The organism is Paraburkholderia sp. D15 (genome assembly GCF_029910215.1).
Lineage (GTDB): Bacteria > Pseudomonadota > Gammaproteobacteria > Burkholderiales > Burkholderiaceae > Paraburkholderia.
The window spans coordinates 558,131-583,317 of the sequence record NZ_CP110396.1 but is presented as its reverse complement, the minus strand read 5'-3'; the positions used below and the strand labels follow the sequence as shown (position 1 = coordinate 583,317).

The window sequence follows — 25,187 nt, the reverse complement described above, 5'->3', positions numbered from 1 at the left end:
TTTGAACGTGCACAGGAAGGCCGGCCGGCCGCCGGCAGTGGAATCGACGCTCGCCATTCAGGTTGCCAGTGAACGGACCGGCGCCGATGGCGCGAAGGGCTGCACGGTGTCCGGTGGTGCGATTTGCACGAACTGGATCATCAGGCACAGCATGAACCCGAGCAGCAGCAGGCAGCGGATGGCGGAGAAGAACGCGCTCTTGCCCGGCACGAGGACGCGGACCGCGCCCCGGTAGGTCACGATGCTGGTGCCGACCGTGGAAGGGTGAGTGGGACCCTTCAAGGCGTCGGGAGAGCCCTGGATGAAACGCGCGAACAGGAGCGAGCCGATCAGTGCCGCGCCGATGTGGATTTTCGCCATCAACAGCGCCGGCCCCGCGGTTGCGGCGCTGGAAGCGAACAGATTGACGTATGCGGACAACGCCGCCCCGCCGGCCCCGACGAGAGCAGTGATGCCCCATGATTTGTGATGCATGGAGACGCTAGCCGATTGTTTTTCTGGTTATCGAGTGGGCGAGTTGCCGTTCGATCCGCGCGTTGGCGTGATCTGATCGGATTGCCCCTTTCTTTTTTTTATATCGGCAGCGGTCGGCATTTCTTTAGGCGGCGTGGCGCAATCGCGCGCGCCGCGGCATCGATCTCGCCGGGATATCGCTCAGTTCCGGTCCAGCCACGCATCCAGTCCGACGCGGAACGCCACGCCCGCGATCACCGGCACGGTAAGCATGAGGATGATGCCGAAGTTCGGAATCTCGTCGCCATATGTAATGGGACCGTAAAGTATGACCCCGGCGACGATCGCGAACACCACGACGCCGACGGCGATCATCAGGAGATTGCGCGCCGGCACCGGCAGCGTCTTGCGTTTCGCCTTGCCCGCTGTGGCGCCGGCGGTCGAGGCTTCGTCGTGTTGGGCAGGCATGGTGGTTCTCGTGGCTAAAGGGAGCGGCATGAAGCGACGGCATTAAGCGACGGCATGAAGCAGCGGCAGGGTTTTCGCCCGGCGTGCGACCGGCATCATACCCGGCCGCGTGCGCGTGTCGCGAAACGGCTCGCGGCGACACGTCTCACTCCAATATAAGCCGCATTCGCGCTAGCGGGATAAAAAGCGCAATACCGTTCGTTACGGCCAGTCACCGGCGCGCGGCGATCGTGTCGATCACGGCAATGACGGCGACTACGGCGATCAAACCTCGCCGCGCCGGCGCAGCAGATAGGTATCCATGATCCAGCCGTGCCGATGCCGCGCGTCGGCCCGCACGCGTTCGATCTCATCCATCACGTCGCGCAGCCGGCCGGCGATCAGGATTTCGTCCGGCGTACCCACATACGCCCCCCAGTAGATGTCGAGATCCTCGTGCGCGAGTTGCCGGTATGCGTTCTGCGCGTCGAGCATCACGACCACGCTGTCGACGTTCGCCGGAAAGCCGTCGGCGATGGTGCGGCCGTTGGTGATCGCGATCGAACGGCCGATCTGGTTCAGCGGAATACGATGGCGCGCGGCCAGCGCCTGCACGCTGCTGATGCCGGGAATCACTTCGTAGTCGAGCGCCTCACGGCCTTGCCGCGCGATTGCCTCGACGATGCGGATCGTGCTGTCGTACAGCGACGGGTCGCCCCACACCAGGAACGCGCCGACGTCGCCGTCTTTCAGTTCGCCCGCGATCAGCTGCTCGAAAATGCGCTGCTTGTCGCGGTTCAGGTCGTCGACCGCGCCGCGATAGTCGCCGTGATCGGGGCGCCGTTCGGGGCTGCTCGCTTCGACGATGCGATAGCGCCCGCCCTCGACGAAACGTTCGATGATCTGCCTGCGCAGCGCGATCAGTTTGTCTTTGGCGGCGCCTTTGTCCATTACGAAGAACACGTCGGCCTGGTTGAGCGCTTTGATCGCCTGGACGGTCAGGTAGTCCGGATCGCCGGCACCGATTCCTATGATCAGGATTTTTTTCATCAAACGGATTTCCGGTTGGCGTGAATCAGCGGCATGGGATGCGTGGCGATCGACTCGATGCAGGGGGGAACAAATGAGGGAGAGAAAACGGCGGAAAAACGGATAGGAAGGCGGATAGGAAGGCGGCTCATACGATGATCAAAACATATTGCTTGATGAATCATAGCGTGACTCCCGCACGGTGCGGTATTCGATCGATTGGGTGGCCGCGGACGCAGGCCGCGCTCGCCAGCAGGGTGCCGGCCGCGAAAGTGTTGCGCGAACGTCCGACCGGTACCGCGAATCATTGACGCGCGGCCCGTCGAGTCGTTACGCTTGCGCCCTGATGGTTCCCCTGACGGGGATCAAAAGGGAATGCAGTGAGGGGCGTACGCGCCCCGAGTCTGCGGCTGCCCCCGCAACTGTCAGCGACGAGTTCGCGCCCAACGTGACCACTGGGTGACCGGGAAGGTCGGCGCGCAACGACGACTCGCGAGCCAGGAGACCTGCCATCGACCGAGGTCTGCGCAAACGCATCGGGCGGGGTGTCCCGATGCGCCGGCACCGCTCCCATGCGGTCGCTCGTTGCAAGGACGGCCCAACCTCAGGACCAGTCATGTCCCTCTGTTTTGATCCATGCGCTCCATCGTCGGAGGCGCAACACCTTTGCATTCGTCTTTGCCTCGGCATTTCCGTAACAGGTATCGCCACGCCATGAAAATCCATCATGTTCTCATGACGTCCGCGCTGACCGCCTGCGCATTGCCGATCGTTTTTCCCGCAGCCGTTTCGTCCGCCTACGCCGCGGACGACGCGAGCTTGCCGCCGGGCCAGCCGTCCGCGCAAACCACCTTGCCGAATATCGTGGTGACCGGCGACACGCAGCATCTGCCGCAATCGTTCGATCAGCGTTATGCGTCGACCCAGGTATTGACCCGGGCGGATCTCGACCGGCTGTCGCCGGCCGACCCCAGCATCACCCAGGCGCTGGCCACCTTGCCGGGCGTGACCGTGGTCCAGAACGGCGGTCCGGGCGCCACGGCATCGGTCAGCATTCGCGGGTCGAGCGGCAATCAGGTGGCGGTGTTCATCGACGGGATTCGCGTCGGCTCCTCGACCACGGGGCAGGCCGAGTGGGCGGATCTGCCGACCTCGGCGTTCGATCGCGTGGAAGTGATCTCCGGTCCGGCGGCGGCCTCGTTCGGCGCGGATGCGGTGGGCGGCGTGGTGCAGCTGTTCACGAACCACGCGGCGAATCAACCCAACCGCACGACGGTGTCGTTCGGCGGCGGTTCGAACAAAACCTTCGATACGCAATTCCGCACGTCGGGCAGCATTCCGTCCAGCGGTCCGCTTTCGGCGCTGTCGGGGCTGACGTATTCGCTGGGTCTGCACGACTACAACACGGCCGGCATCGACGCCACCTTGCCGTTCGCTTACGGCCACGAAGCCGGCCGCAATCCGTACCATGCGCAGGACGTGGACGCGCGGCTCGGTTACGCGCGCGACAACTGGTCGATATCGACCTTCGCGCTGTATCACAAGTCGACGTTCTCCTACGACAACGCCGGCGGCGACGACCAGCAGCTCGATCATCAACTGACCACGGGCGTGTCGTTCCATGTGGACATCACGCCGTATACGCAGTTCGACCAGTCGATCGGCTACGCGTACGACCGCCAGTTCCTCTACGCGAACGATCCCACGCTCGGCACCGACGAAATCGATTCGACGCGCTTCAGCACCTCGACTTCGCTGACGCATCAGGAACATGGGCACACGTTGTTCGGCCTGCCGCTGTCCGGCGAATCGAAGATCGCCTACGACTTCTCGCGCGAGCAGGCGTTTCTGCCGATCGACATTCCGTCGGGCGTGCCGGCGCGTAACGACTCGGCGGTGTCGCTGCATCAGTCGGCGGTGCTGGGGCCGCTCACGCTGTTCCTCGCGGGCCGGCACGAGGTCGTGCAGGGCGTGTCGGTCAACACGGGCAACGTCGCGCTGGCTTACGCGATCACGCCGGTTTATACCGCGCGCGTGTCGTACGGCAATGCGTTCCGTCTGCCGACGTTCAACGATCTGTATTACCCGGGGTTCTCGAATCCGAACCTGTCGCCCGAACGCAGCGATACGGTCGAGGCGGCGTTCGACGCGAATACCTCGATCGGTACCTTCACGGCCGCGCTGTACGACACGCGCGTTCACGATCTGATCACGTACGACCCGGTGACCTTCGCGCCGGTCAACGTGGGCCGCGCGCATATTCAGGGCATCGATCTGTCGTACAAGGGCACGCTCGGCAAGTCGACGCCGGTCAGCCTCGCGGTCGGCATTCTGAATCCGCAGGACGTGACCGATCAAACGTGGCTGAACCGCCGTCCGCGTCAGACCGTGAGTCTGAGCGTGGACCACACGTGGGACGAGTTTCATCTGCACGCGCTGAGCACCGGCGCCACGCTGCAGTATGGCGGCTCGACTTACGACGACCCGGCCAACACGACCTTCCTGCCGTCGTACACGACCGTGGCGCTGCGTGCCGCGTATCAGGTCAATTCGCATCTGACGCTGTCGGCGTCGGTGACGAATCTGTTCAACCGGCAGTACTCGACCGCGTACGGTTACGCCACGTTGGGCCGCACGGCGTTCGGCAAGCTGGCTTATACGTTCTAGGTTGTAACAGACCGGCGCGTGCTTTGCGCTTTGCAGGCCTGACCCCGTCGCAGCCGACGGGGTCAGGCGACCGAAAGCTTAGATCGCGGTCGTCACCGGCGCCGTCGCGGCGGGGTCGGTGATGCTCGGCTTGCCGGTCTCCACGTGACCGGCAATGCGCCGCACCCAGCCCGCGTTCCCCGCGACGCTGAACTGAAAGTCGTACCACTGGCTGTTGCACGACAGATCCCAGTGCGCTTCCGCGCTTTTCCCCGCGGGCACGCTCAAGGTCACCGGCGGCGTGCCGTACGCGACATCGGTCGCGGTGACGGTCAACGCCGTGGTGCCCGCGTTGGACAGCGTCACGTACACGTTGCCGTTCGCCACGTCGTAGCAGGTCACCAGATCCGGCTTCGCGGCCGCGTCCGCGCTCGCGACGCCGCCGAAGCGGCGGAAATAGCCGTTCGGTCCGTACACGTTCACCATGTAGTGGCCGTTCGCATCGAGGGCCCAGGTGTCGGTCAACTGCTTGCCGGCTTCCACCGTGTAGTGGCGCGGCGTCGCGGTCGGGTCGCCGGTGTAGACCCAGAAGTGCGCGCCCTGCGTGCCGGTGTTGGCGAACGTCACCGCATAGCCTTGCGCCTGCAACTGGCCGTTCACGTGCAGCTCGTACGGCAGCGCCCGCGCCGGACGCGTGCCGGGTTCCTGCGCGGCCACCAGTTGCTGTGCGGTGCTGGCGGGTGCGGCTTGCGCGGTCGGCCGTGCGCATTGCAGGTCGGCCTGGGCGACGTAGGTCGTGGTGCTCGGCAGCGACGGCAGCGTCGCATCCGATTTCGAAAAATCGAGCGCCGTCGTCAGGTCGCCGCAAACCGCGCGACGCCACGGCGAGATGTTGGTTTCCATCACGCCGAAACGCTTCTCGATGAATTGCAGCACCGACGTGTGATCGAACACCTGCGAGCACACGAAGCCGCCCTTCGACCACGGCGAGACCACCGTCATCGGCACGCGCGGGCCGAGACCGTACGGCAGGTTGTCGGCGGTATAGGTGCCGGCCTGGGTCGCGGTGACGACGTTATGGCGTTCCAGCGTGATGTCGACGGTGCTCATGCCGGTGCCCGCCACGGTCGGCGCCTGCGGCGGCACCACGTGATCGAACAGGCCGTCGTTCTCGTCGTACATGATGAAGAGAACGGTCTTGCTCCACACGTCCGGGTTCGACGTCAACGCGTCGAGAATCGTCGAGATGTAGTTCGCGCCGTAGAGCGGCGTGAACTTCGGGTGCTCCGAATAGGCGGCGGGCGGCAGCAGCCACGACACCTGCGGCAGCGCGCCGGCCTGCACGTCGGCCTTCAGTTGCGTCAGCGTGCGCGTGCTCATGCCGCGCGTCTGCAACGACGAACCGGCCGGCGCATTCACGAAGTTCTGGAACGCGGCCAGCATGTTGGTGCCGTAGTTGCCGGTGAAATTGTCGAAGCCCGTGCCCTGCTGATAGACCTGCCACGAGATGCCGGCCTTTTCGAGCCGCTCGGGGTAGGTGGTCCAGTTGAAGGGCTGCAGCTGGATCGCGTCGAACTGATTGTCGATGTAATCGGTGTTGTCGAGCAGCGGACCGCCGCCGGTGGCGAGCGGATCGACCATGCCCGTCATCAGGTACATGCGGTTCGGGTGCGTGTTGCCCGGAATCGAGCAGAAATAGTTGTCGCACACGGTGAAGGCATCGGCCAGCGCGTAGTGGAACGGAATGTCCGCGCGCACGTGATAGCCCATCGTCATGTTGGTCTTCTGCACCGCCCACTTGTCGGCGCGGCCGCCGTCGATCGCGCCGTGCGTGGTCGCCCACGTATGCGGCAATCCGCCGATACATTGCGCGTTGACGCCGGGGTTCGTGGTGTCGTAGCGGAACGGCGCGATCACCTTGGTCTGATCTTCCTGGCGCGGCTGGAACCACACCGGCTGCCCGTTCGGCAACGTGACGGGGAAGCGGTCGTTATAGCCGCGCACGCCGCTCAGGTGACCGAGGTAGTGGTCGAACGAGCGGTTCTCCTGCATGAACACGACGATGTGCTGGACATCCTGAATCGTGCCGGTGACCGAGCTCGGCTCGATGGCGAGCGCCTTGCGGATCGACTCGGGGAACATCGTGGTGGCGGCGGTCGCGCCGGCGAGGCCGGCGGACAGTTTCAGAAAATCGCGACGGGTTTTGGCAGCCATGCGGAGGACCTTGTTCTAATCTAATGCCGGTATCGGGAGGAGCGGACGGATCAGGAAGCGGGCGAGGTGACGCCCGGCGGGCAGCTCATGTGCGTGGTGGCGATGGCGGCGTTGCCGCACGCGGATTTCGCCACGGGGGACGGCGAGCTCGACACGCTGTCGCCGCATGCGCCGAGCAGGGCGGCGATGGCGATCAGACCAACAGATGCGAGGTGACGTAATGCCGGACGCGGCATGAAGGTCTCCGTGAAAGTGATCGGGGGGACGCGAGCGGGCGTCGGCTAACGCGGTATTCGAATGACACTGAACTGTCCGCGGTGCCGAGAAGATAATTTCAATTTATTACGCGTGAGTGTCTTTACTCGAATGGCCATCCATTAAGATGATCCGTTCGCGGAAGGCAGGGAAGCGGGGCGTCGCCTTGACCGCCGCGTCAATCGATGTCGATGTATTGAATCAATCAATCGAATACGGGAAAAAAAACCAGATGGCCAATGAAGTGATGCTGATGATTTCGATTCAAACGAAACCGGGGCGCGGGGAGGAGCAGGTGGCGGCGTTTCGCCAGCTGGCGCCGGTCGTGCGGGCGGAGACAGGGTGTCTGCAATACGACCTGCATCCCGTGGCCGGCGACAAGGACCGCTTTGTTCTGCTCGAACGATGGGCTTCGCAGGAAGCGCTGGCGGCCCACGACGTCACGCCGCATATGATCGCGGCGGATGCGCATAGCCCGGCATTCAGGGCCGGGCCGGCGACGGTGTTGCAGCTCGACGCGACGAGCGTCGCCTGATTCAAAAACACATGATGCGGGCGGCACGAACGGTTCGTGCCGCTCTGGCCGCTCTGGCCGTTATGACCGTCATGGCCGTTCCAGCATTACTGCGCGGACAACTGCGAGCGCAGAAACGCCGCATAGCCGTTCTGCGTCTTGATGATCTTCCCGGCGCACTTGTCGTAGTTCGAACCCTTCTCGTTGTCCTGACCGTACATGCCACGGCACTGCGCGAACAGCGTCAGCGTGGCGCCCGTGCCCTTCGCTTCGCGAGTCGCGGAGAAGGCCGCGTTGCCGGAGCCGGAGGGCACGTCGGTGTCGATCGCCGTGGCATCCGCGCGCGTGATGGAGGTCTCCGAATGCTGCTCGATATAACGCTTCGTGAGGGCCCACGCGGCATCGCAGTTCGACGCGGCGCACGCGAGCGTCGCATTGCGCTGTGCCTCGGCGAGGCTGGTTTCGTTGCGGACGAACTGCTGGGCCTGGCGCTCTTCTTTTTCGGGCGACGAGCACGCGGTGAGGACCAGTGCAACGAGCGCGAAGCTGACGATCTTTTTCACGAGTGAATCTTCCCTGGCAATAGTCGAGCGCGATTATAGCGGTGCGCCGGAAGCGCTCGCGGATTCGCGGTATGCGGCCGACATACCGTGACCGGGCGACACTGCGCCGGCCCGCGCCGTGACGGGGTCCGGCGCAACGATACATGGCACGATCCCTTCCGGCCTGCTAGATTGCTAGTTCAGCCGCATTTCAGCCGAATCATTGATCGGGAGAGATCGATGGCCGACAGACCGACTTCCAGCACGTCCACCGTGCGCTCGCTGGCTCTGATTGCAGTCGTCGTGGTCGCGCTGGTCGCGGCTTTTGCCTATACGGCCGGCTGGCTCTCGCCAGGGCGGCTGACGCCGGTCAAGATCGTCAATGCGCTGGCGCCGCCAGGCGGCGCGGCGCTCGGTTTCCGGCGCAATCACGCGAAGGGAATCTGCTTTACGGGCAGCTTCGAGTCGAATGGCGCGGCGGCGAGTGTGTCGTCGGCGCCGATGCTCGCGGCCGGCGCCTATCCGGTCACGGGCCGCTTCAATCTCGCCACGCCCGATCCCAAGGCGGTGGATGCCACCGTCCGCGTCCGCGGCCTGAGCTTGCGTATCGTCGCGCCGGTCGGCAGCGAATGGCGCACCGCGATGATCTCCGCGCCGTTCTTTCCGGTGGCGACACCGCAAGCCTTCTACGGTTTGCTGAAGGCCTCGGCCAACAAGAGCGACCCGGATGCGATGAAGCAGTTCGTCGCCGCGCATCCCGAAGTGGCGCATTTCGGCGCATGGGCGGGCAGTGCGCCGTGGACCGCTTCGTATGCGCAGGAACGCTACAACAGCCTGAACAGTTTCATCTTCACCAACGCGTCCGGCGAGCAGCATGCGGTGCGCTGGTCGTTCGTGCCGGCCGCGCAACCCGAGCCCGTGCCGCACGATCAACTGCAGGCGCGCGACCCGGACTTCCTCGCGGCGGACATCGCGAAGCGCGTTCACGACGCGCCGCAACGCTGGACGCTGGTCGTCACCATTGCCAATCCGGGCGATCCGACGGCGGACCCGAGCCAGGCCTGGCCTGAGGACCGGCGCAAGGTGGAGGCGGGCACGCTGGTGGTGAGCACGATCGAACCGGAAGCCGACGGTCCGTGCCGCGACCTCAATTTCGATCCGACCGTGCTGCCGCCCGGCATGCACGTTTCCGACGATCCGTTTCCCGCCGCGCGCTCGGCCGCGTACGCGGTCTCGTTCGACCGGCGCACCGCCGAGGACAAGGACTATCCGCGCCATCCGGCGGGAGGGAGCACGCCATGACGCCGATCCACGATCGTTTCACACCGCTGCAACGCGTGCTGCATTGGGTCATGGCGGTCTGCATTCTGGCGATGTTGTTTATCGGCGTCGGGATGGTGTCGACGGTGCGGCCGGATTATCTGTCGCTGGTGTCGATCCACAAGCCGCTCGGCATCGCGATTCTCGTGCTGGCGCTGATCCGGCTCGTGGTGAGATTGATCCATGGCGCGCCGCCATTGCCTGCTTCGATGCCGGCCGTGATGAAGCTCGCGGCCTATCTTTCGCATCTGGCGTTCTATGTGTTGATGATCGTGCTGCCGCTGCTCGGGTGGGGAATGCTGTCGGCGGCGGACTATCCGGTCGTGGTGTTCGGTGTGCGCTTGCCGGCGATCCTGCCGCATAGCAATGGATTGCACACGCTGCTGTGGAATGCGCATCGGGTGCTGGCGCTGTGCTTCTTCGCGCTGATCGTGCTGCATCTCGCGGCTGCGCTGCTGCATGCGCTGGTGAGGCGCGATGGTGTGTTTGAAGCGATGGCGCGGTGGCGGTGAGGATTCGCCTACGGTTGTTTGATTGAAACGGCGGCGCCGTTTCAATCAGCGCGCTCGTCGAAATCCCGGCGCGCCTTTTCCACCGCGTCGAGGTTATCGGCGGCCCAGACCCACACGCCGCAAAAGGCCGCGCCCAACGTAAAGCCGAGATCGGTGAGCCGGTACTCCACCTTCGGCGGCACGACCGGATAAACGTGGCGAATCACCAGGCCGTCGCGTTCCATGGTGCGCAGTGTTTGCGTGAGCATTTTCTGACTGATGCCTTCCACCATTTCACTCAGGCGTGTGAAACGCAGCGGTGCTTTTTCGGCGAGTACTTCGAGGATCAGCATGGTCCACTTGTCCGCCACGCGCCCGATCAGATCCCTGACCAGCGATGCGATGCGCGGATCGATATCGACCGGTGGCGTGACGCTCGCATAGTACTGGGCGGCGGCAATCTGTTCGGGTGTGAATGCAGGGATGCGTGCCATTTCTACACTCTCTTTCTGGTAAGTATCAAACTTTCCGGTGCCTTCTTTCATTTGAATAGTGTACCCGTCACACTACGTCGAAGTTCAATAAAACGTGGGGCGTAGTCGATGAAAATGATCGGAAGAACCGTATTGATTACGGGCGGCACGAGTGGCATCGGACTCGAACTCGCGCGGCAACTGATCGCGCGCGGCAATACGGTGATCGTCACCGGACGGGATCTGCGCAAACTGGACGCGGTGCAGCGCGATGTGCCTGGCGTCCACGTGTTCGAGAGCGACGTCAGCGATCGTGAAAGCGTCGAGATCTTGAGCCGGAAGGTGGCGGAGCAGTTTCCCGCGTTGGATACGCTCGTGAATAATGCGGGCGCCATGCGCAACATCAAGCTCATGCAGCCACGCGAACTCGCGGATCTGACTGCTGAAATCGGTGGGAACCTGGCGGGCCCCATGTGGATGGTGCAACAGTTCCTTCCGTTGCTGTTGCGACAAGGCAGTAGTCTGATCGTCAACGTGACGTCGGGACTGGCGTTCGTGCCTTTTCCCGCGGCGCCTGTCTACAGCGCCTCGAAGGCGGCCCTTCACGCATACACGCTGTGTTTGCGAGCGCAATTGGCGGACGCGGGCGTGTCGGTGGTCGAACTGGCTCCGCCGGGTACCGAAACGCCGTTGTTTCGCGGCGAGTTTGCCGAGGAAATGAAGGGCGAGAAAGGCATGAACGTCGGTACGCTCGTGCAGCACGCCATTCGCGGTATCGAAGCGGGCAAGACCGAGATCCGTCCCGGCGTGAGCAACGTGCTGAAAATCGCCAGCCGGGTTGCGCCGGGTTTCATGTTGCGGCAAATGATCAAACTGGGGTCGCCAAAAACGTCCGGTGCATAAACGGCAGCCTTATCCCGTCTTTAACTTTCAAGGAGAGATGTCATGGAAATGACTGGCAATACGATTTTGATCACGGGCGGCGGGTCGGGGATTGGTCGCGGACTCGCCGAAGCATTTCATCGCGCTGGCAACCAGGTGATCATCGCCGGGCGGCGCGTTGATCTGCTCGAGTCAGTGGCCGTCGCGAATCCGGGTATGAAGACCGCTATGCTCGACGTGAACGATGAGGCTTCGGTAGCGCGCTTTGCGGATGCAACGGCGCGCGACTATCCGGCGCTCAATGTGCTGATCAACAATGCGGGCATCATGAAAGCCGAGAACTGGCTGGAGGATACGGTCGACACGAAAATAGCGGGCGACACGATTCACACCAATCTGCTCGCGCCCATACAACTGACGGCGGCTTTGCTCCCGCAATTGAGAAAGCAGTCACGCGCGACGATCATGACCGTCACATCCGGTCTCGCCTATCTGACCATGGCTGCCACGCCGAGTTATTGCGCAACGAAGGCCGCGATGCACGCGTTCGGCGATGCATTGCGTTATCAGCTACGGGAAACGAATGTCGATGTCCTCGAGATCGCGCCGCCGTACGTGCAAACCGAATTGATGGGCGAGCATCAGGCCAGCGATCCGCACGCCATGCCGCTCGATGCATTCATTGCGGAGGTCATGGCGTTGCTTGCGGCGCGGGCGGACGATCAGGAAATACTGGTCGAGCGTGTGCGTCCGTTGCGGTTTGCCGCGGAGCAGGGACAGCAGAAGTATCGGCAGCAATTCGCGGCGTTTAATGACGCGATGGCTGCGCGCCGGTAATTCGATTGCAGCGGCCTGATCTAGACATCGCTGTCTTGATCAGGCCGTCTATCGGCGTGTTGTTTCTTCTGTTTCGATTGTCTCGATTGTCGTTACTGAGCGGCCGGCGACACGACGCTCGGCGTCGCTAGCGTGTTGTGGCTCCCAGGAAGGTTCACGAGCGACGCAGCGCTATTGCTCGCGCTTTTCGACTGAGCCGAGTTTGCCGCGCCGGCGCCCGTCCCGCTTTCGGAGGTAGCGGCGCCGGGCGTGCCATAACCGCTTGTTGCGGCAGCGGGCGACACGGTGGACGGCGTTGCCAGCGTATTGTTGGCCTGTGCGTACGCGCCGGCCGACAGCGTGAGTGCGGCAACGGCCGCGATGAATGTGCTGGTTGATTTCATGACTCGCTCCATTTTTTGTTCGATCTGGAATTGCGGCGCAAATGACGCTCTAGCCATTTAGCTATTCAGCATGGCGCGCGTTGTACGCCTGTCTCGTGGCGATCGATATCAACTCACGGGGCGTGCATGGGTGAGTTGGACGCTCGATACGCCGCGTATCAAGTTTAGAAAAATGGGCGTAGCTAATTAAGTACCGTGTTCGCAACGATGAGTTTCAATTTCCGCAATTGCGAAGCGCATTGCCGTCTCATTTGTCACGCTGTCATTCCCAATTCTCGATTAAAGAGGGTATCGGGCTGCTCTGGCGAATAATCCAGTGGGTGGGTAACGATCAAGGCGGGAGCGATCGATGAGGTCGCCGGGTTACCGGCGACCAGTTCTGGGGCGCTTGGCAATGCGGTAAGCAAAGTGACGGTCGATTAAATCGATGTCTTATGAGTCAACGCAGCCCGTCGAGATAATCCCGATCCTCGCTGGACATGGAGGCAAGCCACTGCGTTTCGTGTCCCGGTTCCGGCAGCACCTGCCCAAATTCAACCATGTGCGACGGCGACAACTCCGTGAGATAAACCCAGACGTGCCGGCTCGGCGTCCCGGCCGACTCGACCACGACACGCACGATACGTTCGAGCAGCGTCCGTTTCTGTTCTGCGGTTCGGCCCGCGCGAATGTCGCCGTGCACGAAGATCTGGTCGGATCGCAGGGGGCGTCCCGCGAGAAAGTGATTGCCGTCGGCAACGTCCTGGAAAATGACCTGGGCAAAAAACGATTGGGCGCCGGTCACTTCGCTATGCGCTTGAGTGATGCCGGCGGCAATCGCCTGTTTCATCGTTGCGGTCAAGCGGCCCGCTGCGGCTGCGACTCGATACGTTGGCATGTGACAGTCTCCTTTCCTTTTGTTGTGACGCTTGCGCTAACCATTCCCACCGTGCCACAGCGTCAGTTTGTTCGACACGACGAGCACACCCGGGACGGTCCGTGCGATCTGTTCGGCCTGGCGAATTTGATCGGCGCTATGCACGGTTCCACTGATAAACACGGCGCCGTCGTGCGCATGAACGAACACGCCTGCCACATTGAAACCCGGAGCCTGAGCTAGCGCTTGCCGGACCGCTTTCGACAGCGCGCTGTCGGACTGCGATTCGATCTCGCTGCTGCTCTGTGGTGGGGGCACGTGCACGGTGTATGTCGGCCCTGTTTGCACGCAGGCCGACAAAGCTGCCATCGCGCTGACAGCAACATACAGAGTCCGTGCGGGCTGACGGATCATGGCCTTTGTCCGGGTGGCGATGCGTGACGATTGGCACGAACAGCCCCTCCCATGCGCGAGCTGTCGTTCCCCACGCTTTCGATTATGGTGCGCCGGAAGGCATGTTGAAACCGGTATTTATCGTCAGTCGAATAGATGGGGCAGGCGGCGAGTTCGGGCGGCCGGTCGCACGCGCGGTCGCGCCGTTCAATCGCCTTTGGAAACGAGCCGGATCGTCCAGAAATCTCCACTCAGATTCGGGTTCGTCAAGTAGCTGTACGGCATGCTGAAATAGCCGCCATCGCCCCAATCGGTCCCCCACGAATTGCGAACTTCGAATGTCGCGCTTGCATCGTCGTATCCGACAGCCAGTGCAGCGTGACCGCCAACGACGTGTTCGGATTTTCTTGGCAGGGATAGCACGCCGCTATGCGCGACGCCGGCCGATTCGATCGACTCGTAGCAGGTGAAGCCGAAGACAAAAGGCCAGCCGGAGGCGATGCAGCCGCGCAACTGATCGAGTTGCTGTTGAAGCCGGCTGTAGGCGATACAGCGATCATGCAAGGCCTCCGCATAACAAGGCTTGGGTGGCATCTGCGCGAACAGTGTTTCGTTGTAGGGCCATTCGTTTTTGCGGCTCCCCTCGAAGCAGGTGCCGAGCGCGGCAACGGATTTGATGCCGTCGCGTATCTGGGCGCCGCGATCCTGCGAGACGTCGTGTTCGATCGAGCGCTGGTTGTAGTAGATGAATAGCCGAGACGGCACGCGATCCGCGTGCGCCAGGCGTTGTCTCATGCGCTCGAATTGAATGGCTGCCGCAATCGCGTTGGCGGCGCAACTTCCTGACTGCCGTTGGTCATATACCGCCGGGCAATCGTCGCGCAGACTGTATCGCGTTGGCAGATCGAGAAAAAGCGGCGCGGCGTAGAGATGATCGCGAGCATCGGGAATATCGCGCGTCCAGCCGAAGCCTTTTATTTTGCGCTCGTGCGTGTGATGGGGCGTCACGGCAAAGAGCGGCGGCATGGCGCGGCTGCCTTTGTCATGAGCGCCTTTGCGCTGCGGCGGTTGCAGGTGACGGGCGAGCATCGGGGTTCTGCCGCCGGCGGTATTGAAGGGCTGGCCGGTTCCTCCGTCGTCATCGTCGTCACTTTGCGTATTCAGCGCGAACGGATCGGGAGGCGCCAGCGTCGGTGTGGCGCCGCCGCCGGGTTGCCAGGGCGAGCCGGAACCTCCCGTGGACGCATCGCCCGAAGCGTCGAGGGGCAATTGTGCCGGCAGCGTGCGAGGGGGTTCGAAATCGTACGCTCCGCGATTCGATCCGTGCGCCTTTGCATGTTTGCGCTGCTTGTCGGATTTGTGATGCTTTCCGCGCTTCGCCATACGGACCTCCTTCGGAAACGTTGGTCGATTGTTTGTCGATTCAAGCGAACGGCCGCGTTATGCTGTCAGCGTCATTTGGCCGATGCGGCCTGATCCGGTTTTCGTTGCCCGCCGTGATGCGCCGCGCCGTTCTCGTGTTGCTGCTGACCGGGCGAAGGCGCTGCGGCGGGCGGGTTATTCAGCGCAGGATTTGGCAGTGGTGCCTGCGTGATGGAAACGGGTTGTGGCGGTGACACCACGACTTTTTTCTTTATCGTGGCATGACGGCCTGGTGTATTGGCGACGGGTGTCGAGTTGCCTTTCGGCACGGCAGGCGCCGGCATATAGAGCAGAGATTTGAAATCGTAGTAGTCATTGAGTGGCGCATAGCCTGGTGTGTTTGACGCATCAGCTTGATTCGCTTGAGATGCGGACTTGGCATTGTTGTTCCATCGTTCCACCGCAGGCTCGAGAATGAGTTCGCCTTTGAGGTTTCCCGCCTTCTTGGGAACGATGTCGCCCGGCAAAGCCTTCAACGGAGTGAGCGACGGAAATTGAATTTGCAGGGTGCGCCCATCGTTGATCGAATTGACGGCGCTGGCGAGCAGAATGATGCCTGGATTGCTGCCCAGCAGCAGCCGGGCGGATTGCTTCACCGGCGTGAGATCGGGATCGACATTGATGGTGGCGGTGCTTGTCGTGCCATCATCGGTGATGTAAATCATCTGGTCAGACGGTGTGAGGCTGCCTTTTCGAACCGAAGGCAAATCGATATAGGCCACGTTGAATTCGCTGGTGCCACCCACGTCGCCCAATGCGGTCCACAACGCGAGGGAGGTGGCCGTGCTGAGATGAGCGGCATCCAGCGCCTTCAGAAAATCCTGATAGTTGTCGTCCTTTACCGGTCCGAGCAAACTCTGAATTACTTGAGGCGTATTCGTCTGGGACGTTGAGAATTCTTCTGGATAGAAGCGGACCAGTACTTTTCGTGCCTGCTGGATGCCGTAGCCGGCATCGGCGTCGAGAACCTTCCCGGATACCGCGTCGCGCAAATGGCTGACAGTCGCAACGTCGAGTTGCGTGTGGTCTGTGCTCGCGGGGCAAGGGGGTGCGAGCACGACCATCGTCACATTGTGCGTCACGGTCGACATGGAGTACTGCGACATGGCATTGGCCGGCGCGCCGAGCCGCACTTGCATTACGTTGTCCGACACGCGCGATATCATGTAAAGACTGTTGTAGTCCGTGCCGAGAATCGATTGAATATTCTTGCTGATTTTCTCCATCGAACCCTGCAAGGCAACGCCGCCTATATTTCCACCCAGTCCTAACGCGAGATCCCGGGCAAGCTCGGCGGTGTTGGATGCTTGCTGTGCTTCGATGGCATCCGTCACTAGCAGCGGGATAACCATGGCGGCCTGAGTACCCGCCTGGCTTGAGTAATCGCCCGAGGCCGGATTCCATGCGTGCCTTACCCGGACGGGGTGATTGTTTGCCTTCAGGCAGCTCGTGAAGAGACCCAGATCGACATAGACGTCGAACGGCTGATAGTGCGCGAAAGGCGAGACGCTGACCTGGGCACGCACAACGTAAGGCTCCCATCCCTTCTTGAATGCTGCATCCTTGAGATATCGACTCAGGATCTGTAACTCCTGGTAAATACTCAGCGCGAGTTCGTGCTGCATGAGCGGATTGGTTTGCAGAGGAGGGGGAGGAATAGTCTTGGCACTCCCATCACTCGCAGCGTTCGGCGCACTCGCAGCGTTCGGTGCGCTGGCGGTATTCGGCGCACTGGCGCCGCCCGGTTTTTTGCCACCCGTGCCTTTGCCGCCCGTCCCGCCGCCTGTCCCACCGCCGTCACTAGCCCCTGATGCTGACGCTGGGGTGTCCGTCGTCGCACCGCCCAGGTTGGTAGCAGTGAGGTTTTCCCCGTTCCCCAGCCTGCCTGAAATTTTCCATTGAATGCGTCGTAGACATTGCGCACGTAGTCCGACGTCACAGGAACCGCCATGGCTTCGGCGTTTTCGATGGTGACGCTCATTTTCGGTTGCAATAGTGGTTCATATACGCTCCAGGGCGCAACCGAAAGAACGGCCACATGAACGCTGGCGGCTTCCTGCATCGATTCGGGTTTGTGCGGTGTAAACGTCGGCGCGTAGCACGCGGAGACGCCGACCACGGAGAGAAGCCACAGCTTCGACATCCTGAGTTTTTTACTTTTATTCATTCCCCGCCACCGTGGTTATTGATTCGTTTATTCAGGTGCAGAAAATCGAAAACCGTTTTAACGCCGCGATGAATTTCCGGTGATCAGCTGCGTCGGCAGGGCGGTTTTAAGCGCTTCTTTATGAATGGATACGCCTGCCGAATGTCTAATGAAAATAGTTCGGAGCGTGACCGACACCAACGAAGGTTTACCCTATTTGACGCTTATCCCGCCATCTTCGGAATTTGATGGTGGAGCCGGAAGCTGTGGCGGTATCGAGTCGCGAAAGTCATCTGAAAGACTTAACGGTTGGTTACCGGACAAAAACCGGCTCGACCGGCTGTAAGGCCGCGAGTCCGGCTTTATCTCGAACCGGTCGCCTTCAGGCTTTCCAAACGTTCAATCAGTTGCTTCGGCAAGCGTCGTGCACGTGCGATGTCGACCGCGTCGCGTCCCTTGAAGTCCGTGATGGACGCATTGGCGCCGGCTTCGATCAACAGTTCGAGCGTCTTGAGCCGCTTTAGCCTTGCCGCGTAGAAAAGCGGCGTTTCGCCATGGGCGCGGAGATCCAGCTCGGGCTGTGCGCCGAGCAAGACCCGGCACAGGTTCTCGTCATCGCGCCATACCGCGGCCCAGAGCGAATAGCTCGCATTCGCTCCGCGTTTTATCAGGAACTTGACCAGGGCAAGGTTCTCACCGCGGGCGACTGCGTACCAGAGAGGCGTCGCGCGGAAATCGCCTTCGTCTTCATCCATGGGTACCACGCATTCAAGGTCACTTCCGGCTTCTAGCAGCGCGCTTACCGTTTTGAGTCCGTGAGATTCTCCGAGGTGAACACCGCCGGGTGTCACCGCGCAGGCCAGGTGCAGTGCGTTTCGCCCTTTGGGGTCGCTTGCGTCAAGCAAGCCGGGTGCGTCGGCCACGATCGCCGTGACGGCGGCGTGGTTCCAGTTTGTCGCGGCTGCGAAAAGCGATGATTTGGAAGGCTGGCGCATTCGAGTCTCCGTGGCTCGATGTTATCAGCGTGCCACCGAGTATTGCAGCAAGAATCGGGGGGCTCGCCGTGGCTCGCATCGCTATCGTTCAGGTAGAGGGAAGCAAATGTGTTTCTCTCCTCCCACTTCATTCGATGAGGAATTCACCATGTCCATGGAAGACGACAACAAGGCAATCGTAGGACGCTGGTTCACCGATTTCTGGGGCAAGACATGCAATCTCGACGTTGTCGACGAACTTGCCGCACCCGACATGCTGCTTCGCTACTCGCTGCACGAACCGAGACGCGGCCGCGAGGACATCAAGGCATTCATGAGCGATTTCCGCGAGGCATTCCCGGATCTTAACTTCTGGGGCGCCGCCGATCTTATCGCCGAGGGCGACTACGTCGTTGGCCGATGGGAAGGCGGCGGTAGGCACACCGGCCCGGCATTCAGCGATTTTCTCGTCGGATCGTTGCCTGCCGCGACAGGACGGACGATGCGTTTTACCGGCACCACGGTGCTTCGACTGAAGAACGGAAAAATCGTCGAGGAGATCGGGCTCGACGACGGCGTGACGGCGCTGCAGCAACTTGGACTGATCAAGGTGGCTTGATCGAAGGCGTCGTTGCCTTGCGATCTTCGATCAATACCCTGTGCGTTTGACGAAAGTACGGATAACAGGCTGGAGTAGTTCGGCCTGTTCCGTGAATGCGGCAAGTTCACTCCCGATATAGCGCCACCAACTGCGACAACTCCTCCCGAAATCTATTCCTGAGTTCCCGAGGTCCGACGATTTTTATTTCCGAGCCGTATCCCAGGAGCTTGCGCGCACCGTGCTCGATGGATTCAATGGGCACCAGGTACTGTTTCCATCCTTTGGGCGTCTCCGCACGATCAGAGTCCGGAGGAACGGGTGTAGTTTTGACGCGCGCATTGATCAGCCATTTCTCGCCACGCGGCGATACCGCGATATGTGCAGTCAACCGACAAAGGTCGGCCTCGTACTTACTCAATGCGTCACGCCAATGCACGGCCAGATCGAATCGTGCGGGCCGTTTGAAACGACGGCGGGACGACTTCAGTTCAAGAATATTGGCCAGCCGGAAAGTCAGAGGAGCGGGTTTGCCCGCAACCTTGGCGATCAGGTACCAGGTTCCTCCCTTGAGCACCAGACCCAAAGGATCGAGTTCGCGGCCGGACACACCGCGCCAGCTTTCGTACTTCACTTCGATGCGGTACGAGTTCCACACGGCATCGGCAACTTCACGCAGAAAGACGGGTGTTTCCTGGGCACGGTACCAGTCGATGGTATCGACATGCAGACGGCTGGCGACGCGGTCTGCATGCTCGCGGGAGTCCGGCGGCAGACTGGCGATGAGCTTGAGCCGCGCCGATGTCGCCGTACCGTCCAGACCGAGTTCTGTCGCCGGGCCGGGCAGCCCGGCCAGAAACATGGCGTGCGCTTCGTTTTCGGTGAGCCCGGTGAGATCGGTACTCCAGCCTTCGCGCAATTGAAATCCGCCGTTGCGCCCGCGATCGCCCCAGATGGGCACGCCAGCCGCGGAAAGCTGATCGATATCGCGCAGGACAGTGCGCTCGGATACTTCCAGCGCCTCGGCGAGAGCCGGTGCGGTCATGCGTCCACGCGCCTGCAACATCATCATGATCGATAAAAGGCGGCTGGCTTTCATCAACGGTTCCTCAACTCAATACATGACATAAGGTGTCATGTTAAGGGACTTATTATTTTCAACGTCACTTTTATTTCCACGCGACTCAATCCACCTGACGGTCGAACATGAACGAGAGCACTTACGACAAGCAACCCGGAATCGTTGAACTACGCCAATACACGCTTCATTCCCACAAACGCGATGTATTGATCGATTTGTTCGACCGCGAGCTTGTCGAGACGCAGGAAGAGGTCGGCATGACGGTCATCGGGCAATTTCGCGATCTCGACAATCCGGACCGGTTCGTCTGGCTACGTGGATTCGAGGATATGGAAGCCCGGCACGCGGGTCTGACTGCCTTTTACGACGGATCAGTGTGGCAACGCCATGCCTCGACGGCAAATGCCACGATGATCGACTCGGACAATGTTCTGTTGCTTCGGCCGGCATGGCCGGGAGCGCAACTGCCCATGAATCCGGCTCGTAGAGCGGGGCATGGCGCCACAGCCATACCCTCGGGATTCGTCGACGTGACGATCTACTATCTGAAAGAGCCGGCATCGGAACAGTTGCTACGCTTTTGCCGCGAGTGCGTGAGCGGCGTTTTCGACCGTGGTGGAGTGTGTGCGCAAGGGTGGTACATCACGGAGCCCAGCGAAAACGACTTTTGTCGATTGCCGGTACGAACGGATGGTGATGTGTTGATCAGCATCGCGCTGTTTCCGGACATGGCGAGCTACGACGCGTTTGGTCGTTCGAGTTTGTGGGTGCAGGAGGTTGCTCCCCGGATGGCATGGTGGCCAATGCGGTTTATCGAAAAGTATCGACTTGTGCCTACGGCTCGCTCGGCGATTCATGCATAAAGCGCTGCACGATAATCATTGGAGACAGAGATGAAAATTATTTCCGGCCCGCTCAGCATGTTTGGCGCCAAGGTCGAGATCGCGGCGCATGAGAAGGGTATCGACTTCGAGCTGATCCACACGCCGTTCGACCCGCAACGTGGTTACGAACCTAAGCATCCTGACGTATTGCGGATCAACCCAAAGCGCCAGGTGCCGGTGTTGATGGACGATGGTCTGGAGATCTTCGACTCCACGCAGATATTCGAGTATCTGGAAGACGTCAAACCAGATCCTGCCCTATGGCCGGCGGATCCGAAAGCGCGTGCCGTCGCGCGCCAACTCGAACACTGCGCCGATGAAATTTTCTTCCCCAACATTATCCGGTTGATGAGTCTGGAAAACACCCCGGATGACCCGGCCGCGCAGGCGGCGCGTATCGAAGGGGCGCGCTACTATCGGCGCATGGAAGAAGTTCTGGGCAATCGGGATTGTCTGGCCCCGACCTATTCCTATGCCGACATCGCGTTCTACATGGCGCAGTTGTTCGGTGAGCGCAAGGGCGTGCCGATGACAGAAGCGACGCCTAATCTGCTGGCGTGGCGCAAACGGATGAGCGCTCGCCCAGCAGTGCTGAAAGTTGCCGGTGCGATGGCGGATTATCTGGCTTCGATTGGCAGTCCGGTTCCGGCGTTTCTTCGGGAGGCGATTCGTCGTCGCGGTTAGGGGTGGTTCTGACTTGTCGGGTACCTGACAGATTTCTCCCGCGAACGCGGACATCATGGGCGTTTGCATCGAACCCATCGTGTGTCGTATCGCACAGCGCACGGTTCAAACCACGGAGAGCCGGTATGGCAAAAATCGTCGTGTATGGCGCGGGATCGATTGGTTGCTATGTCGGCGGCAGGCTGCTTGCTGGAGGCAGCGATGTCAGCTTCATCGGACGTTCGCGTGTGGCCGGGCCGTTACGCACGCATGGCATCGCGTTGTCTCGACACGATGGGCGCCACTGGCAGGTGCCGGCCGAGTTGATCGATGTATCTATCGATGCCGCCGGCGCAGCAGCGGCCGATCTTGTCCTCGTCACCGTCAAGTCGGCTGCGACGTCTACGGCTGCCGCCGAACTGGCCAACGTGCTTCGGCCTGGTGCGGTCGTCGTGAGTTTCCAGAACGGCATCGGCAATGCCGACGTGCTGCGCGCCACGCTGCCGCAGTGCACGGTGTTGGAGGGCATGGTGCCGTTCAACGTCGTCGAACGCGGTCCGGGCGCTTTTCATCAAGGTTCCGCCGGCGAACTGGAGGTGCTACGCGCGCCGGCCATGCAAGCTTTCGTCGACGAGTTCAGCAGAGCGGGGTTGCCGCTGATCGAGCGCGCGGAGATGTCGTCGGTGCAATGGGCGAAGCTCCTGCTCAATCTCAACAATGCGATCAACGCGCTGGCGAATCGGCCTTTAAAGGAAGAACTCTCGAAACGTGCTTACCGGATTTGCCTTGCCATGGCGCAGAACGAAGCACTCGCACTGCTTAAGCGAACCGGCATACGGCCAGCGAAGCTGACGCCGCTGCCCGCTGCGTGGATACCGGTTGCGCTTCGCGCACCTGACGCCGTGTTTGAACGGCTGGGCCGCAGCATGCTGAAGATCGATCCGCTTGCGCGCTCGTCGATGTCGGACGATCTGGCGATGCGTCGCGCCACGGAGATCGACTGGATTAACGGCGAAGTGGTGCGTCTTGCCCGGTCGATTGCGCGGACCGCGCCGGTGAATGAACGGCTCTGCGAGCTCGTGCGGGAAGCGGAGCAAGCCGATGTGCGTCCTTCGTGGTCGGGCGAAGCGCTGTTGGCTGAACTACGCCGTGCCGAAAACGCTTCGCTATCCGTGCGCGAGGCAATCTGAGCGGTCCTTGGTTAGGCACGCTGTTCAACACCTCGCCGCGAGCGTCTGCGGCTCAAGCGGCCTTGAGACTGGTGCTGGAGACGATGTCCGCGCAGATCGTGGAGGGAGCTTGCGTCACGTTGCAGTTGCTGGGCAAGGATACCAGCCCGGCCGACATTGCGAACGATCCTGCAAGTGGCGAGGTTCTGCGGGAAGCAATGCGTGTCATGACCGCGCATATCGCGGCCGGAGTATCGAACTAGTCCCCTTCGTCGTTTCATATGAACGAGGTAGTGCGCCTGGAAGTCTTGGGTGTTGCATCGCAAAAGCTAGCGGTCGAGCTTGGTCCTTACCGGTGACGTGCGGCCGTGGAGAGCATTACTCCCAAATCTTTCCGGCGCAAATTCCTGTCTTGAACGTACCATCGAATCTAGGGTCGTCCGATAACGTGGTTACCGTCACATCGTAGTGCCCCGGAGGTAGCTTCAACGAATCCAGCGTGAGCGAGGGACCAGGAACCGCGTGTATTTTTCCTTCCCAGTCAGAGCCCGTGAAAACATCGCCTTCCTTCAAGACTTTGTCATTGAGCCTGTCGTGCCAAACCACATGGAGTTTGATCGACCTGTGAGCTTTGGGATGGGCAATTTCCTGCTCTGTACGCGAACCGTATGGGGTGCCCGTCACGCTCATGATCAGATCGCTGAATTGCGCATGCTTTACTTCTTCTCCACTGGCCGGCCCGACGATTTGAAGCGCTAGAACGGTGGGATTGTGGTTAGCCAGATCGGACGACGATGAAACATTGAAGTCTAGTACCGCTGTTTTGCCAGCCGTGCCGAGATCGATCGGCGCTAATGTGGTTCGATTCGTCGCGGCGGCCACGACGGCGGACGACAATGCAATCGAAACTGAAATGGCAATGAAAGGAAGTGATTGAATTACGCGTCGTAAGGCTCGCATGCTGAAGTGCCTTGGGAGAGTTGGACAGACAAGGAGTTTTGACCTCCAAGCATATCGCAGGCGACTCACGTCAGGAGACCGGGAATCTATAGGTCACAAAATGCTCGTCTTTTGTCACGATGCCGAACCCAAGTCGCTCGTAGAAACGCATCGCTGCGCGATTGCATAGAAAGCATGACAGGGCGACGGACCGCTGTGATCTAGCCGCCCATGACAGCAACGCTTCCATGACTTGCCGGCCGATTTGTCGATTTCGATGTTCTGGCTGTACAAGCAGAAGCGATAGATGAATCTCGTCCGCTTCATCCTTCAGTGCAACATATCCCAGCATTAGCGGACCTTGCGTTATCGCAATGAAATCATCATCGCGATAGGACGTACTGAATCTTTGTTGCTGGAAGTTCTCGTCCCAACCGAAGGTCTGATCGATATGCTCGTAAAGCGACAGTTTGTAGAGTGCAAACAGCGCTCGCCGATCGACGAGCGCTGCGGACAGTGGGCGCAGCTGAATGGCGCTGGTGTCGGGGATTTCCGCTTGCAATGAAGTAAGCATAGTGCCGCGTGAATTGAGCGTAAGGCGGGAGCTCAATTGTCGGTGATTTGGACCGAACAGTCGATCGCACTGAACTGGCCACCGTCCGGTGCTCAACGCTCCAATACTCAACACCCAACACGACGCCGACAACCTCACGCCGCGTAAGCAAGCATGCCTTACTGCCGTGCCACCGCCGTAAACCCATAGCTCGTCAACACCCTCTGCGCCGCCGGACTCATTAAATACATCGCAAGCCGATAAGCCGCATCGTGTGTCGCAGCGTCCTGCTTCGAAACGAGCACCGTCATCCCATAGTCCGCCGAAATGGCGAGTTCAGGCGGCAGCTCGACTTGCGTGAACGTCGTATCCGGCTTAGGTGAATGCGAGCTGCAATAGCCGATAAAAACATCGACACGCCGCGTCTCCATGAAGTACTTCACCGGATTCTGACCACCCGGCACTTGAGGCGCAACCGCACCCCCTACGAGTTGCTGCGCTTTCGCTTCGAGTATTTGCGTCGCGCCGGAACGAACGGTGCCGGCTTTGGCAAACAGCTCCCACGCGTAGTCGCCACCCGGGTCCGACTTTGGCGTCGAGGTCCCGATCTTGACGTTCGGATCGAGCAGTTTGTCGAGCAGGTTGCCGGTCGTCAGGCCGACATCCGGTCGCGCCGACACGCATACCCGGTTTCTCGCGAACACCACGCTGGACGAAGCCTTACCTTCCGCGGTGAGTCGCTGCGGATGCGCCATATTCGCGGACACGAAAATGTCCGCCTTGGCCGAGTGTTCGATCTTGTCGAGCAACGCACCGGCCGGTCCGCTGACCAGTTGCACCGGCTGACCGGTCTGGCTTGTGTATTGACGCGTGATCTCGCCGAGTGCGCCGCTCATGCTGCCGGCCGTATAGATCGTGATGGCCGGTGCCGCGGGCGCCTGTTGTGCCGAGGCAAGACCGGCGCTCGCGGCCAGCGTGGAAAACAACATGCTTTGCAGCAGGATGGATTGGTTTTTTTTCATG

29 protein-coding genes and 1 riboswitch are annotated in these 25,187 nt (G+C 61.0%); of the genes, 11 read left to right on the top strand and 18 right to left on the bottom strand.

Features of this window, described 5'->3' with window-relative positions:
• Positions 1 to 57 precede the first annotated feature (57 nt).
• The 3 genes from LFL96_RS22355 to cobF form a co-directional block, all read right to left on the bottom strand.
• Positions 58 to 474, bottom strand: a complete 417-nt coding sequence (locus LFL96_RS22355) for a hypothetical protein (protein ID WP_281002883.1) — start codon at positions 472 to 474, stop codon at positions 58 to 60.
• 180 nt (positions 475 to 654) lie between these two features.
• Positions 655 to 921, bottom strand: coding sequence for a hypothetical protein (locus LFL96_RS22350; protein ID WP_281002882.1), 267 nt, complete (start codon positions 919 to 921; stop codon positions 655 to 657).
• Between the two features lie 264 nt (positions 922 to 1,185).
• On the bottom strand, positions 1,186 to 1,950 hold the full coding sequence (cobF, locus tag LFL96_RS22345) for a precorrin-6A synthase (deacetylating) (RefSeq protein ID WP_281002881.1): 765 nt from the start codon (positions 1,948 to 1,950) through the stop codon (positions 1,186 to 1,188).
• Between the two features lie 309 nt (positions 1,951 to 2,259).
• Positions 2,260 to 2,458: riboswitch (cobalamin riboswitch) on the top strand.
• A gap of 185 nt (positions 2,459 to 2,643) precedes the next feature.
• Between cobF and LFL96_RS22340 the strand changes: the two genes are divergently transcribed.
• Entirely contained in the window at positions 2,644 to 4,596 is a 1,953-nt protein-coding gene (locus LFL96_RS22340) for a TonB-dependent receptor (RefSeq protein ID WP_281002880.1), read from the top strand.
• 78 nt (positions 4,597 to 4,674) lie between these two features.
• Here LFL96_RS22340 and LFL96_RS22335 read toward each other — a convergent pair whose 3' ends face one another.
• Both LFL96_RS22335 and LFL96_RS22330 read right to left on the bottom strand, forming a co-directional pair.
• Positions 4,675 to 6,789 carry a phospholipase C, phosphocholine-specific gene (locus LFL96_RS22335; protein WP_281002879.1) on the bottom strand — a complete coding sequence of 705 codons (2,115 nt, stop codon included), beginning with the start codon at positions 6,787 to 6,789 and terminating at the stop codon, positions 4,675 to 4,677.
• Between the two features lie 50 nt (positions 6,790 to 6,839).
• The gene (locus LFL96_RS22330) at positions 6,840 to 7,025 is read right to left on the bottom strand and encodes a hypothetical protein (RefSeq protein WP_281002878.1); all 186 of its coding nucleotides are present in this window, start codon (positions 7,023 to 7,025) and stop codon (positions 6,840 to 6,842) included.
• A gap of 116 nt (positions 7,026 to 7,141) precedes the next feature.
• On the opposite strand from LFL96_RS22330, the gene LFL96_RS22325 reads away from it, so the two are divergent.
• Positions 7,142 to 7,579, top strand: coding sequence for a putative quinol monooxygenase (locus LFL96_RS22325; protein ID WP_281002877.1), 438 nt, complete (start codon positions 7,142 to 7,144; stop codon positions 7,577 to 7,579).
• 86 nt (positions 7,580 to 7,665) lie between these two features.
• Here the strand turns inward: LFL96_RS22325 and LFL96_RS22320 are convergent, their stop codons facing one another.
• Entirely contained in the window at positions 7,666 to 8,121 is a 456-nt protein-coding gene (locus LFL96_RS22320; protein ID WP_281002876.1) for a hypothetical protein, read from the bottom strand.
• 219 nt (positions 8,122 to 8,340) lie between these two features.
• Here LFL96_RS22320 and LFL96_RS22315 point away from each other — a divergent pair, with 219 nt between their 5' ends.
• Together LFL96_RS22315 and LFL96_RS22310 are read left to right on the top strand one after the other, a co-directional pair.
• Positions 8,341 to 9,402, top strand: coding sequence for a catalase family peroxidase (locus LFL96_RS22315; RefSeq protein ID WP_281002875.1), 1,062 nt, complete (start codon positions 8,341 to 8,343; stop codon positions 9,400 to 9,402).
• Positions 9,399 to 9,932 carry a cytochrome b/b6 domain-containing protein gene (locus tag LFL96_RS22310; RefSeq protein ID WP_281002874.1) on the top strand — a complete coding sequence of 178 codons (534 nt, stop codon included), beginning with the start codon at positions 9,399 to 9,401 and terminating at the stop codon, positions 9,930 to 9,932. The genes LFL96_RS22315 and LFL96_RS22310 overlap by 4 nt, the downstream gene beginning before the upstream one ends.
• Positions 9,933 to 9,973: 41 nt before the next feature.
• On the opposite strand, the gene LFL96_RS22305 is transcribed toward LFL96_RS22310, so the two are convergent.
• Positions 9,974 to 10,456: a helix-turn-helix domain-containing protein gene (locus tag LFL96_RS22305; protein ID WP_281002873.1), complete on the bottom strand. Its 483-nt coding sequence runs from the start codon at positions 10,454 to 10,456 to the stop codon at positions 9,974 to 9,976.
• Between the two features lie 63 nt (positions 10,457 to 10,519).
• On the opposite strand from LFL96_RS22305, the gene LFL96_RS22300 reads away from it, so the two are divergent.
• Positions 10,520 to 11,287: an SDR family NAD(P)-dependent oxidoreductase gene (locus tag LFL96_RS22300; protein WP_281002872.1), complete on the top strand. Its 768-nt coding sequence runs from the start codon at positions 10,520 to 10,522 to the stop codon at positions 11,285 to 11,287.
• A gap of 42 nt (positions 11,288 to 11,329) precedes the next feature.
• Entirely contained in the window at positions 11,330 to 12,103 is a 774-nt protein-coding gene (locus LFL96_RS22295) for an SDR family NAD(P)-dependent oxidoreductase (RefSeq protein ID WP_281002871.1), read from the top strand.
• A gap of 92 nt (positions 12,104 to 12,195) precedes the next feature.
• On the opposite strand, the gene LFL96_RS22290 is transcribed toward LFL96_RS22295, so the two are convergent.
• The 7 genes from LFL96_RS22290 to LFL96_RS22260 form a co-directional block, all read right to left on the bottom strand.
• Positions 12,196 to 12,486 (bottom strand): hypothetical protein, encoded by a 291-nt coding sequence (locus LFL96_RS22290; protein ID WP_281002870.1) that lies wholly within the window; start codon positions 12,484 to 12,486, stop codon positions 12,196 to 12,198.
• Between the two features lie 439 nt (positions 12,487 to 12,925).
• Positions 12,926 to 13,363 carry a tautomerase family protein gene (locus LFL96_RS22285; RefSeq protein WP_281002869.1) on the bottom strand — a complete coding sequence of 146 codons (438 nt, stop codon included), beginning with the start codon at positions 13,361 to 13,363 and terminating at the stop codon, positions 12,926 to 12,928.
• Between the two features lie 36 nt (positions 13,364 to 13,399).
• The gene (locus LFL96_RS22280) at positions 13,400 to 13,756 is read right to left on the bottom strand and encodes a BON domain-containing protein (RefSeq protein ID WP_281002868.1); all 357 of its coding nucleotides are present in this window, start codon (positions 13,754 to 13,756) and stop codon (positions 13,400 to 13,402) included.
• A gap of 186 nt (positions 13,757 to 13,942) precedes the next feature.
• Positions 13,943 to 15,118: a C1 family peptidase gene (locus LFL96_RS22275; RefSeq protein ID WP_281002867.1), complete on the bottom strand. Its 1,176-nt coding sequence runs from the start codon at positions 15,116 to 15,118 to the stop codon at positions 13,943 to 13,945.
• A gap of 71 nt (positions 15,119 to 15,189) precedes the next feature.
• The gene (locus LFL96_RS22270) at positions 15,190 to 16,782 is read right to left on the bottom strand and encodes a hypothetical protein (RefSeq protein WP_281002866.1); all 1,593 of its coding nucleotides are present in this window, start codon (positions 16,780 to 16,782) and stop codon (positions 15,190 to 15,192) included.
• Complete coding sequence (locus LFL96_RS22265; protein WP_281002865.1) at positions 16,761 to 17,324, bottom strand: hypothetical protein; 564 nt, start codon at positions 17,322 to 17,324, stop codon at positions 16,761 to 16,763. The genes LFL96_RS22270 and LFL96_RS22265 overlap by 22 nt, the downstream gene beginning before the upstream one ends.
• A gap of 341 nt (positions 17,325 to 17,665) precedes the next feature.
• On the bottom strand, positions 17,666 to 18,298 hold the full coding sequence (locus LFL96_RS22260; protein ID WP_281002864.1) for an ankyrin repeat domain-containing protein: 633 nt from the start codon (positions 18,296 to 18,298) through the stop codon (positions 17,666 to 17,668).
• Between the two features lie 148 nt (positions 18,299 to 18,446).
• On the opposite strand from LFL96_RS22260, the gene LFL96_RS22255 reads away from it, so the two are divergent.
• Positions 18,447 to 18,896 (top strand): ester cyclase, encoded by a 450-nt coding sequence (locus LFL96_RS22255; RefSeq protein WP_281002863.1) that lies wholly within the window; start codon positions 18,447 to 18,449, stop codon positions 18,894 to 18,896.
• 106 nt (positions 18,897 to 19,002) lie between these two features.
• Here LFL96_RS22255 and LFL96_RS22250 read toward each other — a convergent pair whose 3' ends face one another.
• Positions 19,003 to 19,974 carry a YafY family protein gene (locus LFL96_RS22250; protein WP_281002862.1) on the bottom strand — a complete coding sequence of 324 codons (972 nt, stop codon included), beginning with the start codon at positions 19,972 to 19,974 and terminating at the stop codon, positions 19,003 to 19,005.
• A 107-nt stretch (positions 19,975 to 20,081) separates the two neighbouring features.
• Between LFL96_RS22250 and LFL96_RS22245 the strand changes: the two genes are divergently transcribed.
• The 4 genes from LFL96_RS22245 (at position 20,082) to LFL96_RS22230 (ending at position 22,935) form a co-directional block, all read left to right on the top strand.
• Positions 20,082 to 20,819 (top strand): NIPSNAP family protein, encoded by a 738-nt coding sequence (locus LFL96_RS22245; RefSeq protein ID WP_281002861.1) that lies wholly within the window; start codon positions 20,082 to 20,084, stop codon positions 20,817 to 20,819.
• 30 nt (positions 20,820 to 20,849) lie between these two features.
• A complete protein-coding gene (locus LFL96_RS22240; protein WP_281002860.1) occupies positions 20,850 to 21,524 on the top strand; it encodes a glutathione S-transferase family protein in 675 nt (224 codons plus the stop codon).
• Positions 21,525 to 21,649: 125 nt separating this feature from the next.
• Positions 21,650 to 22,693: a 2-dehydropantoate 2-reductase gene (locus tag LFL96_RS22235; RefSeq protein WP_281002859.1), complete on the top strand. Its 1,044-nt coding sequence runs from the start codon at positions 21,650 to 21,652 to the stop codon at positions 22,691 to 22,693.
• Positions 22,694 to 22,776: 83 nt separating this feature from the next.
• Positions 22,777 to 22,935, top strand: a complete 159-nt coding sequence (locus tag LFL96_RS22230; RefSeq protein WP_281002858.1) for a hypothetical protein — start codon at positions 22,777 to 22,779, stop codon at positions 22,933 to 22,935.
• 115 nt (positions 22,936 to 23,050) lie between these two features.
• On the opposite strand, the gene LFL96_RS22225 is transcribed toward LFL96_RS22230, so the two are convergent.
• From LFL96_RS22225 to modA, 3 genes are all read right to left on the bottom strand, one after another.
• A complete protein-coding gene (locus tag LFL96_RS22225) occupies positions 23,051 to 23,632 on the bottom strand; it encodes a DUF5625 family protein (protein ID WP_281002857.1) in 582 nt (193 codons plus the stop codon).
• 70 nt (positions 23,633 to 23,702) lie between these two features.
• The gene (locus tag LFL96_RS22220; RefSeq protein WP_281002856.1) at positions 23,703 to 24,185 is read right to left on the bottom strand and encodes a GNAT family N-acetyltransferase; all 483 of its coding nucleotides are present in this window, start codon (positions 24,183 to 24,185) and stop codon (positions 23,703 to 23,705) included.
• Between the two features lie 158 nt (positions 24,186 to 24,343).
• A complete protein-coding gene (modA, locus tag LFL96_RS22215; RefSeq protein WP_281002855.1) occupies positions 24,344 to 25,186 on the bottom strand; it encodes a molybdate ABC transporter substrate-binding protein in 843 nt (280 codons plus the stop codon).
• Position 25,187: the final 1 nt, after the last annotated feature.